Raw genomic sequence first — 13,049 nt, 5'->3', positions numbered from 1 at the left:
CCGATGGGTTTCAACCTTTCCGCCTGGGCCCTGCGCAATCGGCAGATTGTGCTGTTCCTGATGATTTTGCTGGCTGTTGTCGGCGCGTTGTCCTACACGAAGTTGGGGCAGAGCGAAGACCCTCCCTTTACTTTCAAAGCCATGGTGATTCGCACCAATTGGCCTGGAGCCAGCGCAGAAGAAGTTTCGCGCCAGGTAACCGAGCGCATTGAAAAGAAGCTGATGGAGACGGGGGAGTACGAGAAAATCATTTCGTTCTCCCGGCCGGGTGAATCGCAGGTTACCTTCATGGCCCGCGACTCAATGCATTCGGCCGACATACCCGAGTTGTGGTATCAGATCCGCAAGAAAGTCGCAGATATTCGGCATACCCTGCCGCCCGGCATCCAGGGTCCGTTTTTCAATGACGAGTTTGGCACGACCTTTGGCAACATCTACGCATTGACGGGCAAAGGTTTCGACTATGCCGTGCTCAAAGACTACGCCGACCGCGTGCAGATTCAACTGCAGCGGGTCAAGGATGTGGGCAAGGTCGAGCTGCTGGGGCTGCAGGACGAAAAGATCTGGATCGAGCTGTCCAACCTCAAGCTGGCGACCCTTGGTTTACCTCTGGCAGCCGTGCAGCAGGCCCTCGAAGAGCAGAACGCGGTCAGTACCGCGGGCTTTTTTGAAACACCCAGCGAGCGCTTGCAGCTGCGGGTGAGTGGTCGCTTCGACACCGTCGAGCAGATCGAGCAGTTCCCGATTCGTGTGGGGGATCGCACCTTCCGTATCGGCGATGTGGCTCAGGTTCGTCGTGGTTTCAATGACCCTCCTGCACCGCGCATGCGCTTCATGGGCGAGGACGCTATCGGTCTTGCGGTGTCCATGAAGGCCGGCGGCGACATACTGGTGCTGGGCAAGGCACTGGAGGCTGAGTTCGCGCGCATTGCCCACAACCTTCCTGCCGGCATGGAACTGCGTAAGGTTTCCGATCAGCCGGCTGCTGTGAAAACCGGGGTCGGCGAGTTTGTTCAGGTGCTGATCGAAGCACTGGCGATCGTCTTGCTGGTAAGTTTCTTCTCCCTGGGCATGCGCACCGGTCTGGTGGTGGCCCTGGCAATACCGTTGGTACTGGCAATGACCTTTGCCACTATGTATTACCTCGGAATTGGCCTGCACAAGATTTCTCTCGGCGCCCTGGTGCTCGCTCTCGGGTTGCTGGTGGATGACGCCATCATCGCGGTGGAGATGATGGCTATCAAGATGGAGCAGGGCTTCGACCGTATCAAGGCCGCCAGCTACGCGTGGACCAGCACCGCGTTCCCGATGCTGACCGGAACCCTGATCACCGCGGCGGGCTTTTTGCCCATTGCTACCGCGCAGTCCAGTACCGGTGAATACACTCGCTCGATCTTTCAGGTGGTCACCATCGCCCTGGTTGCCTCTTGGATTGCCGCGGTAGTATTTGTGCCCTACCTGGGCGAGCGTCTGCTGCCGGACCTCGCCAAGCGGCATGCCGCCAAGCACGGTACGGCAGACGGCGGACCTGATCCTTACGGCACGCCGTTCTATCAGCGTGTACGGCGGGTGGTAGGCTGGTGTGTGGAGCGGCGCAAGACAGTAATCGTGGCGACCATTGCGCTGTTCATTGGCAGCATTGTGTTGTTCCGCTTCGTACCCCAGCAATTCTTCCCTGCCTCCGGGCGCCTGGAACTGATGGTCGATCTGAAGTTGGCCGAAGGCGCATCGCTGAGCAACACAGCCGAGCAGGTCAAGCGTCTGGAGACAATGCTCAAGGACCGCGCCGGCATCGATAACTATGTGGCTTATGTCGGCACGGGGTCACCGCGCTTCTATCTACCGTTGGACCAGCAACTTCCAGCCGCCAGTTTTGCCCAGTTCGTGGTGCTGGCCAAGACCATCGAAGAGCGTGAAGCCTTGAGAACCTGGCTGATCGCGACCCTCGATGAGCAGTTCCCCGAAATGCGCTCGCGCGTCACCCGCCTGGAAAACGGTCCACCTGTGGGCTATCCAGTGCAGTTCCGGGTTACTGGCGAACACATCGAGCAGGTACGTGCCCTGGCGCGCAAGGTGGCGGCCAAGGTGCGCGAGAATCCACATGTGGTCAATGTGCACCTGGACTGGGAAGAGCCGAGCAAGGTGGTTTACCTCAACATCGATCAGGACCGCGCGCGTGCTCTTGGCGTAAGCACCGCCAACCTTGCCAAGTTCTTGCAGAGTTCGCTGACCGGTTCATCCGTCAGCCAGTTCCGTGAAGACAACGAGCTGATCGAAATCCTTCTGCGTGGTACTCAGCAGGAACGCAGCGAACTTGCCAGCCTGCCGAGCCTGGCGGTGCCGACTGACAATGGCCGCAGTGTTGCCCTGTCGCAGGTAGCGACGCTGGAGTATGGCTTCGAGGAAGGCATCATCTGGCACCGCAACCGACTGCCGAACGTTACCGTGCGGGCCGATATATACGGTAAGGAGCAGCCTGTGACTCTGGTCCAGCAGATCCTTCCGACCCTGGACTCGATACGTGCAGAACTGCCTGACGGCTACCTGCTGGACGTGGGCGGAACGGTGGAAGACTCGACGCGGGGGCAGCAGTCGGTGAATGCGGGTGTGCCGCTGTTCATCGTTGTCGTGTTGACCTTGCTGATGCTGCAGTTGCGCAGCTTCTCGCGCACGGTGATGGTGTTCCTCACCGCACCGCTTGGGCTGATCGGCGTGACCCTGTTCCTGTTGGTGTTCCGTCAGCCGTTCGGCTTTGTCGCGATGCTCGGCACCATTGCACTGTCAGGAATGATCATGCGCAACTCGGTAATTCTAGTCGACCAGATCGAGCAGGACATTGCCGCGGGCCTGGACCGTTGGCAGGCGATTATCGAAGCCACAGTACGACGTTTTCGTCCCATCGTGTTGACCGCACTGGCAGCGGTGTTGGCAATGATCCCGCTGTCACGCAGCGTGTTCTTCGGGCCGATGGCGGTGGCGATCATGGGCGGGCTTATTGTGGCGACCGCGCTTACGCTGTTGTTCCTGCCGGCACTGTATGCGGCCTGGTTCAGGGTCAGGAAGGGCGGCTAGCTGCTGCAAGCGAAGGGTTGTTCAACCCCGCTTGCAGCTTGAGGCTTGCAGCTTGTAGCTGGCGCGCTCAAAGCGCGCCAAACACCTTCTTGGCCAAGCCGGTTGCAGCAGCAGCCGGGTTCTGGCGAATGGTTTCTTCCTGCTTGGCGATCATCTCGAATAGGCCATCGAGCGCCTGTTCGGTCACATAGCCCTCAACATTGGCGTTCTTGGCATCGAGCACCCCAAAGGTCGCGGCTTGGCCGGCGAAGTTGTTGTACTGCTGGGCCAGGCCAACCTGATCGGTAGCTTTCTTGACGATGGGCAGGAACTTGGCGCGGATCTGTTCGCGGCTGGTCTTGTTCAGGTACTGAGTGGCTGAGTCATTACCGCCGGCAAGAATGCCCTTGGCGTCTTCGACGGTCATCTTCTTGACTGCATCCACCAGCAGGGCCTGAGCTTGTGGCACCGCAGCTTCGGCAGCCTGGTTCATGCTTGTCTCAAGTGCTTCGACCTCGGCACCCATACCAAACTGCTTCATCTTCTTCGCGACTTTGCCAAGGTTGCCCGGCAATTCGATGCGTACCTCAGGATTGTTGCTGAAGCCACCCGGTGTGCCGAGTTGCTTTACGGCGACCTGAGCCCCTTGGGTCAGTGCGTCCTTCAGGCCACCAGAGGCGTCCTTCTGTGACAGGTCGCCGAGAGACAGCGCCATGGCGCTGGCCGAGAGCAGCAGACCGGCGCACAAGCCGGTCAAGGTAAGAGCAGGGCGGAACATGGCAGCATCCTTATCTGTAGTTGGAACGGTTATCAGCGAACTGCATCAACTTTGATGCGTACCGGCTGCGGATCGCTGCCGTCGAGTTGAACGCCATGATGCTCAGTGTTGATGAACAGCAGTTTGCCATCCGCTTCGATACGCGCGCTGACTGCATAGCGATGGCCAGGTTTTACTTGCGCAGGGTCATAGCTCAAATGAAAAGGCAGCGGAACGCTGCCGTTGATCGGACCGTTCTGGCTTGCCAAGGTGACCGCTGGGGCATCCATCAGCGACACGTCCTGCAGGCTCACATTCAGGGTGGCTGTGGGTGGCAGAGCGATACGCTGCAGGTAGAAGACCTCGCCGTCGAGCGAGGCCTTAGAAGGGAGACTGGAGCTCGAACAGGCGGCAAGCAAAGAGCTACATAACAGTAAAACTAATTTTTTCATAAAAATTCCGTAGGCAGTAATGTCGATTTTTCACGACCGTCCTGAACTTTAACGGATTTTTTCGTGTGAGCCTAAACGCACGGGTTAGAGCTGTGCGGCAAAGCCTAAAGGTGAACCCTGTAGAACCATCATGATTTTAGCCTGACTGCCATTGAGGGTGACCAGATAACTGTTGGTGTTGGTGAATAGAAGCAGCCCGTCCAGTTCGATTCGAGCTGTTAGGGAATAGCTGAGGTCGGCGTCAACCACTCTGGGGTCGTAGCGCAACTGAAAGTGGATAGGTACATTGCCATTGGTCCTGACGCTCTGAGAGGCCAGAGGTTTCGCAGCGACATCCTGCTGTGAGACGTCGTTCAGGTCCAGGCTGACCGTGACGCCTTGTGGCAGTCCAATGCGCTGCATGTAGAGAACTTCGACATCAAGGTATTTATACCAGTCGTTGTGCATGTGGTGCTCCTTGGAGGGATTCAGATCGAGATTGCTCGTGCATCCTGAATCCTCCCAAGGGACTCTTGCAGATAGAAACCTTTACTCTTGTGTGGTTCCTGAGGCGTCGTCACGGTGCAGCGCTACCTGGCGAATTGACAAACGAATTTCCGCCGACAGCACACGCTTGGCCGCCCCTTCGGCCAGTTCACTCAGTTTTTCATGGTATCCAAGCTTGCCATTTGTATCCGGGCGCAAAACACCCTGCGTGATCTGGGTCTGGATGAAGTGGCGGAACAAGGTCTTGTCGAAGAACTCTGGCGCATTCAGGCCATGCAGAATAGATAGGCGCTGGGCCATTACCACGCACAAGTCTTCAAGTTCTTCAGCGCTCAGGGTGTGCTGGCCACTATTGAGCAGCAAGGCGGTAGCCATGTAGAAGCGTTGCAGGGTCTGGGTGATGGCCCGGGCCAGCAATGTCAGCAATACAAACTGCCGCGAGCTGGGTGCCGGACGCAAGTACACACCGTTTTCATAGCGCAGCAGACCTTGCTCGACAAACGCCTGCAGCCACTGGTCAATTACCGCATCCAGCTCTTGTGGCTGCCAGCGAATGAAAAGCTCGGACTGCAGATACGGGTACAAGGCCCGGGTGTACTGCAGGATCAACTCGCGGCTCATGCGCGAGCTGCTCTGGAAGAAGCTCGCCAACAATGCCGGCAGGGCGAAGATGTGCAGGACATTGTTGCGGTAGTAGGTCATCAAGACCGCGTTCTGTTCGTCCAGGTAGAGAATCCTGCCCAGGGCATCGCTTTGCTCGGCCAACAAGTCCATACCCCTGACGTAGCTGATCAGGGCCAGGCCGTCGCCTTCTGGCAAGGTGGTGTGCGGTGAGTAAGGAACTTTGCGCAGTAACGCCAGGTACAGATCCAATACCCGTGCCAGGGCGCGTTCGTCCAGGGCCAGGCGGCTGGTGGAGAGCAACGCGAGGGCCACCAGGTTGACCGGATTGATCGCCGCTGCCTCGTTGAGGTGCTGGGCAACTTTCTCACCCAGGCGTGAGGTGGTCTCATTAAGCCAAGCCGGGCGGAACTGCGGCGCGTAGGACTGTTCGCGCCAGCCCGGTTGCTGCTGGTCGAGGAAAGCGCCAAGACGGATCGGCTCGCCAAAGTTCACTGCTACCTGGCCAAAGCGCTGTTTGAGGGCGCCAACGACTTTGAAAATATCGAAGATCGATTCTTTCTTTTTGCTCGCGCCGCGCAGCTCGCCCAGGTAGGTACGCCCCTCCAGCACGCGTTCATAGCCGATGTACACCGGCACGAAGACTATTGGAGTGCGAGATGAACGCAGGTAGCTGCGCAGGGTGATGGCCAGCATGCCGGTCTTCGGTTGCAGCATGCGACCGGTACGCGATCGGCCGCCTTCGACGAAATACTCGACTGGGAAGCCTTTGGTAAACAGGGTGTGCAGGTACTCATTGAAAACCGCCGTGTACAGCGGATTGCCCTTGAACGTGCGGCGCATGAAGAATGCCCCGCCACGGCGCAGCAGGCCGCCGATCACCGGCATGTTCAGGTTGATCCCGGCGGCAATGTGCGGTGGTGTCAGGCCGTTGCGAAACAGCAGGTAGGACAGCAGCAGGTAATCAATGTGACTTCGGTGGCAAGGTACGTAGATAACTTCGTGACCTGGGGCTATGCCTTGTACCTGCTCGATGTTATTGACCTTGATGCCGTCATAGATTTTGTTCCAGAACCAGCTGAGCACCACTTCGAGAAAGCGGATGGCGGTATAGGTGTAGTCCGAGGCAATTTCATTGCCGTAACGCAAGGCCTGCGCCTCGGCTTTGGCAAGTGTGATTTTTTCGCGCTCCGCCTCGTCGGCAATGGCCTGGCGCACCAATGGATCGTGAACCAGGCCTTTGACCAGGTTACGCCGGTGCGAGATGTCCGGGCCGATGACCGCGGTCTTGAGGTTGCGAAAGTGCACCCGCAGCATGCGTTGAGCCATTCGTACCGTGCGCTCATGACCCTTGTTGTGCTGGACCAGTTCGCGCAGGTGGATCGGGGCAGAGAACTGAACCCGGGTTTTGCGCCCCAGAATCAACACCGTCAGCAACCGACGCAATCGTCCGGTAACAGCCCAGCTATCGGCAAACAGCAATTTCCACGGGCTGGACTCACTGGCAGGCGATTGCCCCCAGAACACACTGACCGGAATAATCTGCGCGTCTTCTTCTGCATGCTGGCTGATGGCATTGACCAGGCGCGACAGTGTCGGTGGGGCGCCGCGTTTGTCCTGGCGACCCAGCCAGTCTGGTTCGGGAGTCAGGTAGAAAAACGCCGCGGGCTCGTGCAGCGTGCCAACGGCGACCGGCAATACCGGGCGTGGCAGCCCCGCTTTGGTGCACTCTCGATCAAGCACCGCCAGATCGGTCAGGGAAGGTGACTGCAGGGCATAGAACACGGGTCGGCTGCGATCCAGGTTCAGGGTGAAGGAGGACTGGTTGATGGTCTCGGAGCGAACCCACAGGTACAACAGGCGACGCAGGGCGCCAAAGATCAGGCGGCGCAGGGGAGAACGGGTCATACAGTGTGTGCTCTGGGTGATTTTTTTGAGTGATTGCTCAGTCGGTTAGTGTGACGTATCTGCGCAACTTCAGCAAAATGCTCGGCCGTCATAAAAAATATTTCTAGCCTGACATATACTCGGTCCGCAGCTTGCAGGAGTAATGCTCAAGCTGCGTCAGCGAAGGAGGGTGATCCTTCGCTTGCAAGGCGATTCCAAAATAAAAATTCGGAGTAGTTCAGATGTCGTCTCGTGAGACTGGAAGTGTGAAGTGGTTCAACGATGCTAAAGGTTATGGCTTCATTCAGCGTGGAGATGGTGCGGATGTGTTCGTTCACTACCGTGCCATTCGTGGTGAGGGGCATCGCACCCTGATCGAGGGCCAGCAGGTCGAATACAATCTGACTCAGGGCCAGAAAGGCCTGCAGGCAGAAGACGTTATAGGCCTCTGACGCAGCAAGAATGAAGCTGTAAGCTACAAGTTGATCGTGCTCGACTTGTAGCTTGCAGCTCACAGCGTCGAGCTACTGCGTCCTCCAGGTGATTTCTTCTTCGCCATCGGCGCTGATGCGAATCCAGCGATCGGCATCTTCCTCCCCTTCTTCTTCGACCCAACTGCCAGGTGCGCAACGCACTTCGACGTTCAGCGCAGCGAACGCAGCACGAGCGCAGGCGATATCGTCATCCCACGGGGTCTTGTCACTTTCCAGGTACAAACTGTTCCATTTGCCCACAGCCTTCGGTAACCAGGTAACCGGAATGTTACCGGCCATGCACTTGTAGGTCTGGCCTTTCTGCTGCCATTCACTGCAAGGGCCCAGTGCTTCGGTCAGCCACGCAGCGATCTGCTTGTGATCGACGTCGGCGTCTTTTAAGTAAATCTCGATATCGGGTTGGCGCATTGGGGGCTCCGGGTGTGCTCAGTCTTGGCGCATGAAATAGTCATATCGCATCGATACCGTGACCTCGAAAGGCTCGGCCTGTTCGATGACGCGAGCTCGTTTTTCAGCGCTGGCCCGCCAGCCATGAGGCGTCATGGCCAGCAAATCGGCGCGGGATTTGCCATCGACAAGGCTTAAGCGGAATTTGAGGGTTTCGCTGTGAGCGTGCTGCATGCCTGCCGGGACCAATGCCAAATGCTTGTCGTCGGCATAGTCGCGCACTTCATCATAGAGCTTGTGGCGCAGTTCGATCAGGTGCTCGTTGGTTGGGCCGACACGCATCAGGCCGCCTCCCGGTGCGAGCAGGCGCAGGGCTTCCTGCCAGTCGAGTGGACTGAATACACTGGCCAGAAACTGGCAACTGGCGTCAGCCAGCGGCACGCGGGCCATGCTCGCTACCAGCCATGTCAACGCGGGGTTGCGCTTGCAGGCGCGTTTGACCGCTTCGCGGGAAATGTCCAGGGCATAGCCGTCGGCGTTGGGCAGCGCCTGGGCGATCTGCGCGGTGTAGTAGCCCTCGCCACAACCGATATCCAGCCAGCGCTGTGGTGCACGTTCAGCGGTAAGTTCCGCCAGCCGGCGAGCTACCGGGGCGTAATGCCCAGCATTGAGAAAATCGCGGCGGGCTTCAACCATAGCCTGGTTGTCGCCTGGGTCGCGACTGTTCTTGTGCTGCACCGGCAACAGGTTCAGGTAGCCCTGCCGCGCACGATCGAAGCGGTGTCCGGCCGGGCAAGCCACGCCGTTGTCGAGGGCGTTCAGCGGAGCGCTGCAGAGGGGGCAGGTGAGCATCAGGCAAGCAACCGGATGAGGGTCTGGTAATAGATTTCGGTCAGGACGTCGAGATCGCTGGCCAGAATCCGCTCGTTGACCTGATGGATAGTGGCATTGACCGGGCCCAGTTCAACCACTTGGGTACCCAGGGTGGCAATGAAGCGACCATCGGAAGTACCGCCGCTGGTCGATGCCTGGGTGTCACGGCCAGTGACCGCCTTGATGCTGGCAGACACTGCATCGAGCAAGTCACCCGGTTCGGTCAGGAAGGGCAAGCCGGACAGCGCCCAGTCCACGTGCCAGTCGAGTTGGTGCTTGTCGAGAATGGCTGCTACCCGCTGTTGCAGGCCTTCAACGGTCGACTCGGTGGAGAAGCGGAAGTTGAAAAGTGCTGTGAGTTCGCCCGGCACAACATTGGTCGCGCCAGTGCCCGCGTTCAGGTTGGAAATCTGGAAACTGGTCGGCGGGAAGAACGCATTGCCCTCGTCCCAGTGCTCGGCGGCCAGCTCTGCCAGCGCCGGGGTGGCGAGATGAATCGGGTTTTTCGCCAGGTGCGGATACGCTACATGGCCTTGTACGCCGCGTACTGTCAGCTTGGCGCCGAGCGAGCCGCGGCGACCGTTCTTGACCACGTCACCGACCAGGCTGGTGCTAGACGGTTCACCGACAATGCACCAGTCCAGGCGCTCTTTGCGTGCAGCCAGGCGCTCGACCACGGCCTTGGTGCCATGGTGGGCCGGGCCTTCTTCGTCGCTGGTAATCAGAAAGGCGACTTTACCGCGGTGATTCGGATAGTCGGCAACGAAACGCTCGGTGGCCACGACCATGGCTGCCAGGCTGCCTTTCATGTCGGCAGCACCGCGACCACAGAGCATGCCATCGGCATCGATCAGCGCATTGAATGGATCGTTTTGCCATGCTTGCACGGGGCCGGTAGGCACCACGTCGGTGTGGCCGGCAAAGCACAATACCGGACCTTCCTGGTTGCCATGGGTGGCCCAGAAGTTATCGACATCCTCAATGCGCATTGGCTCGAGCATGAAACCGGCATCGCCCAGGCGCTGCATCATTTGTTTCTGGCAGTCGAAGTCCAGAGGGGTTACCGAAGGACGACGGATCAGGTCGCAGGCCAGTTCTAAGGTAGGCGAAAGGTCGGCTGGGGCCGTCATTGAAGGAACTCCGGGGGCAAGGCAGGGCACGAATTCGAGGGGCGTTATCTTATAGCAAAACGATCGAGTGAGGGTTGCCGGTGAGCTTGGGCAGGAACGGGCTTGCTCCGCTATGCGATGTGGTTGGCAGATCGCAATCGCGGGGCAAGTCCGCCCCTACCGGGGTGCGTCAGGAAGCTTGGGCTGGCTGGGCAGCACTCAGCGGCTTGGGCAGTGACGACAGCATGGCCATGATCAGCGCCGCCAGGTAGGGCAGCGACTGCACCAGCAGCATGGTCACCCAGAAGCGCATGTCATTGCTCGGCAGTCCCTGGACCAGGTAAATCCCGGCAGCGGCCCCCCACAGCAGCAGCATGATGAACAATTCTTCCCGGGCCTCGGAGAGTGCCACCAGCAAGCCATGGCTGTCGGCGTTCTTGGGCGTGCGGAAGAACGGAATACTGCTGGTGAAGAAACCGTAGAGCACGGCTTTGGCAATGGTGTGCGATAACGCCAGACCGGCCAGGGCCGCAGCGAAGGCGTCCTTGAGGTTGACCCCGACCGCGCGGCGGTAAAGGAACACGATCTTGCCGACCTTGAACACAAACAGTGCCAGGGGCGGAATAGCGAAAATCAGCAACGGTGGGTCGACCCGTTGCGGCACGATGATCATCGCAGCAGACCAGAGCAACGCACCGACGGTAAAGAAGATGTTCATGCCGTCGGCAATCCACGGCAACCAACCTGCGAGGAAGTGGTAGCGCTGCCCACGGGTGAGCTCCGAGTCCTTGCCGCGCAACAGGCTGGCAGCATGGCGCTTGATGATCTGGATGGCGCCATAGGCCCAGCGGAAGCGCTGCTTCTTGAAGTCGATGAAAGTGTCCGGCATCAGGCCTTTGCCATAACTCTCATGGGAGTAGGCTGCCGAATAGCCTTTCTCGAACACCCGCAGGCCCAGTTCAGCGTCTTCACAAATGCACCAGTCGGCCCAGCCCAGTTCTTCAAGCACCGAGCGCCGGGTCATGGTCATGGTGCCGTGCTGGATGATCGCGTCACGATCATTGCGGGTCACCATGCCAATATGGAAGAAGCCCTTGTACTCGCTGTAGCACAGCTTCTTGAAGGTGCTTTCGTTCTGGTCGCGGTAGTCCTGTGGCGACTGCACCACGGCGATTTTCGGGTCGGCGAAATGCGGCACCATGTGCTTGAGCCAGTTGCGGTCCACACAGTAATCGGAGTCGATCACTGCGATCACCTCGGCATCCTTAGCGGTGTGCGGGATCAGGTAATTCAGTGCGCCACCTTTGAAGCCGGCCAGGGGCGCTACGTGGAAAAACTTGAAGCGCTCACCGAGCATTTCACAGTGCGCCTTGATCGGCTCCCAAACTGCCGGGTCCTTGGTGTTGTTGTCGATGATCAACACTTCGTAATCCGGGTAATCCAGTGCTGCCAGGGCATTGAGGGTCTGTTTGACCATCTCTGGTGGCTCGTTGTAGCACGGTACATGCACTGAGACTTTCGGTCGGTACGCGCTGTCGGCCTGAACGGGTAGGAACTCCCGCCGCCGTTTGTGAATCCACACGGCTTCGGCCAGTTCATGGGCCTCGGTCAGCAATACAATGAATACCCCCAGCGCACCGAGCGCCAGCAAAAAGCCTACCGTCAGACTGAACCAGGTGCTGTATTGCTGGCTGTAGTCGTAGCCGATCCACACCAGCACCGACCCACAGAGAAAGGCGATGAAGGTCAGGAAGGTACGACCACGCTGTCGCAGAGCCGAGCCGTCGATCAGCAGCAAGGTCAACGACAGCATCGCCAACACCACTGAACCGACGGCCAAGACCCGCCACTGCGGAATGGCCACTACCGGCCCTTCGAAGTTGAATTTTTGTTGGCGAGCGGCGTTGAACACGCCCCAGTAGGCGCCAACAGAACCCTCATCGCTGGCCTTCCACGGCTGGTCATAGGCCTCGATGACGAAGTAGTTGTAGCCCTGGCGGTTGAGCTTGTTGACCAGGGTGCGCAGGTAAATGGCCTGGTCAGCCTGGGTTGCGTCGGCGCCGCCACGCATACGGCCGTTGCTTGGCCAGCCGACTTCCGAGAGCAGAAGTGGTTTACGCGGGAACTGTTGCTTGAGGTCGCGGGCACGGTCGAGCACGAATTGGCCGGCCTCCTTCATCGGGATGAACTCCCAGTACGGCAGGATGTGCGCGGCAATCAGGTCAACGTGTTTGGCCAGTTCCGGGTGTTCTTTCCAGATATGCCACTGCTCACTGGTGGTCACCGGTACCTTCACCGCCGCACGCACGCGATCCAGGTACTGAATCAATGCCTCAGGGGTGATTTCCTCACGGAACAGGGCTTCGTTACCGACCATCACTCGCACAACACTGCGCGAGCTGTTGGCCAGTTCGATGGCTTTCTGTATTTCCCGCTCATTGCGCTCGAGGTCCGGACTGATCCACACGCCGAGCGATACCCGCAGGCCGAACTCTTCGGCCAGGCGCGGAATTTCAGCCTGGGTGCCTTCAACGGTATAAATACGAATACTGTCGGTCAGCTTGCTAAGCTGTTCCAGATCCTGGCGCAGTTCGTCTTCAGTAGGGTACTGGCCTTTCTGTGGGCTTTCTCCCAGGCGAAACGGCGAGTAGGAGAAACCGGAAATCTGCTCCGGCCAGTTGGGTGCGGAAACCGGGCGGTTGATCAGCGCCCAGAACCCGGTGAATAGCGCGGCGATGGCCATGACTATTACCAGGTTGATACCAAATTTACGCGATGACATAGATAGTTCGGGTTCCGAAAGGTGGAACGGGCGAGCGCCACATGGCGCTATTCCTGCTATACGAGCGCCTATGCTGTGAAGGCACAGGTGGGCGCTGTAGGTTAGATAGACTTCAAACGTTGAAGTTCTGCGGCCCGTGCTGTTGTCGTC

General features: G+C 58.7%; 10 protein-coding genes. 2 read left to right on the top strand and 8 right to left on the bottom strand.

The window, feature by feature from the left end:
* Nucleotides 1–3 precede the first annotated feature (3 nt).
* Nucleotides 4–3,072 (top strand): efflux RND transporter permease subunit, encoded by a 3,069-nt coding sequence (locus H8F21_RS12260; RefSeq protein WP_203542035.1) that lies wholly within the window; start codon nt 4–6, stop codon nt 3,070–3,072.
* 67 nt (nt 3,073–3,139) lie between these two features.
* Here the strand turns inward: H8F21_RS12260 and H8F21_RS12255 are convergent, their stop codons facing one another.
* The 4 genes from H8F21_RS12255 to plsB form a co-directional block, all read right to left on the bottom strand.
* The gene (locus H8F21_RS12255; protein WP_203476101.1) at nt 3,140–3,829 is read right to left on the bottom strand and encodes a DUF4197 domain-containing protein; all 690 of its coding nucleotides are present in this window, start codon (nt 3,827–3,829) and stop codon (nt 3,140–3,142) included.
* 32 nt (nt 3,830–3,861) lie between these two features.
* Nucleotides 3,862–4,260: a YbaY family lipoprotein gene (locus tag H8F21_RS12250; RefSeq protein ID WP_203584416.1), complete on the bottom strand. Its 399-nt coding sequence runs from the start codon at nt 4,258–4,260 to the stop codon at nt 3,862–3,864.
* Between the two features lie 84 nt (nt 4,261–4,344).
* Complete coding sequence (locus tag H8F21_RS12245) at nt 4,345–4,707, bottom strand: YbaY family lipoprotein (protein WP_203476097.1); 363 nt, start codon at nt 4,705–4,707, stop codon at nt 4,345–4,347.
* An 81-nt stretch (nt 4,708–4,788) separates the two neighbouring features.
* Nucleotides 4,789–7,275: a glycerol-3-phosphate 1-O-acyltransferase PlsB gene (gene plsB, locus H8F21_RS12240; RefSeq protein ID WP_203476095.1), complete on the bottom strand. Its 2,487-nt coding sequence runs from the start codon at nt 7,273–7,275 to the stop codon at nt 4,789–4,791.
* A gap of 221 nt (nt 7,276–7,496) precedes the next feature.
* Here plsB and H8F21_RS12235 point away from each other — a divergent pair, with 221 nt between their 5' ends.
* Nucleotides 7,497–7,706 carry a cold shock domain-containing protein gene (locus H8F21_RS12235; RefSeq protein ID WP_136477839.1) on the top strand — a complete coding sequence of 70 codons (210 nt, stop codon included), beginning with the start codon at nt 7,497–7,499 and terminating at the stop codon, nt 7,704–7,706.
* Nucleotides 7,707–7,778: 72 nt separating this feature from the next.
* Here H8F21_RS12235 and H8F21_RS12230 read toward each other — a convergent pair whose 3' ends face one another.
* The 4 genes from H8F21_RS12230 to H8F21_RS12215 all read right to left on the bottom strand — a co-directional run bounded on the left by H8F21_RS12230 (nt 7,779) and on the right by H8F21_RS12215 (nt 12,899).
* A complete protein-coding gene (locus tag H8F21_RS12230; RefSeq protein WP_136477838.1) occupies nt 7,779–8,156 on the bottom strand; it encodes a hypothetical protein in 378 nt (125 codons plus the stop codon).
* 18 nt (nt 8,157–8,174) lie between these two features.
* Entirely contained in the window at nt 8,175–8,987 is an 813-nt protein-coding gene (locus H8F21_RS12225) for a putative RNA methyltransferase (protein WP_203584415.1), read from the bottom strand.
* Nucleotides 8,987–10,138: a succinyl-diaminopimelate desuccinylase gene (dapE, locus tag H8F21_RS12220; protein ID WP_203476083.1), complete on the bottom strand. Its 1,152-nt coding sequence runs from the start codon at nt 10,136–10,138 to the stop codon at nt 8,987–8,989. The genes H8F21_RS12225 and dapE overlap by 1 nt, the downstream gene beginning before the upstream one ends.
* A gap of 169 nt (nt 10,139–10,307) precedes the next feature.
* Nucleotides 10,308–12,899: a glycosyltransferase gene (locus tag H8F21_RS12215; protein ID WP_203476079.1), complete on the bottom strand. Its 2,592-nt coding sequence runs from the start codon at nt 12,897–12,899 to the stop codon at nt 10,308–10,310.
* Nucleotides 12,900–13,049: the final 150 nt, after the last annotated feature.

It is taken from the genome of Pseudomonas arcuscaelestis, from assembly GCF_016881005.1.
In the GTDB taxonomy this organism is placed as follows: Bacteria; Pseudomonadota; Gammaproteobacteria; order Pseudomonadales; family Pseudomonadaceae; genus Aquipseudomonas; species Aquipseudomonas arcuscaelestis.
This window is presented reverse-complemented; position numbering and strand designations above follow the sequence as displayed.

Bases quoted from the DNA above. Each gene is read 5' to 3' on its own strand.
- H8F21_RS12260 (WP_203542035.1), top strand. From the start codon at position 4: ATGGGTTTCAACCTTTCCGCCTGGGCCCTGCGCAATCGGCAGATTGTG.
- H8F21_RS12255 (WP_203476101.1), bottom strand. From the start codon at position 3,829: ATGTTCCGCCCTGCTCTTACCTTGACCGGCTTGTGCGCCGGTCTGCTG.
- H8F21_RS12250 (WP_203584416.1), bottom strand. From the start codon at position 4,260: ATGAAAAAATTAGTTTTACTGTTATGTAGCTCTTTGCTTGCCGCCTGT.
- H8F21_RS12245 (WP_203476097.1), bottom strand. From the start codon at position 4,707: ATGCACAACGACTGGTATAAATACCTTGATGTCGAAGTTCTCTACATG.
- plsB (WP_203476095.1), bottom strand. From the start codon at position 7,275: ATGACCCGTTCTCCCCTGCGCCGCCTGATCTTTGGCGCCCTGCGTCGC.
- H8F21_RS12235 (WP_136477839.1), top strand. From the start codon at position 7,497: ATGTCGTCTCGTGAGACTGGAAGTGTGAAGTGGTTCAACGATGCTAAA.
- H8F21_RS12230 (WP_136477838.1), bottom strand. From the start codon at position 8,156: ATGCGCCAACCCGATATCGAGATTTACTTAAAAGACGCCGACGTCGAT.
- H8F21_RS12225 (WP_203584415.1), bottom strand. From the start codon at position 8,987: ATGCTCACCTGCCCCCTCTGCAGCGCTCCGCTGAACGCCCTCGACAAC.
- dapE (WP_203476083.1), bottom strand. From the start codon at position 10,138: ATGACGGCCCCAGCCGACCTTTCGCCTACCTTAGAACTGGCCTGCGAC.
- H8F21_RS12215 (WP_203476079.1), bottom strand. From the start codon at position 12,899: ATGTCATCGCGTAAATTTGGTATCAACCTGGTAATAGTCATGGCCATC.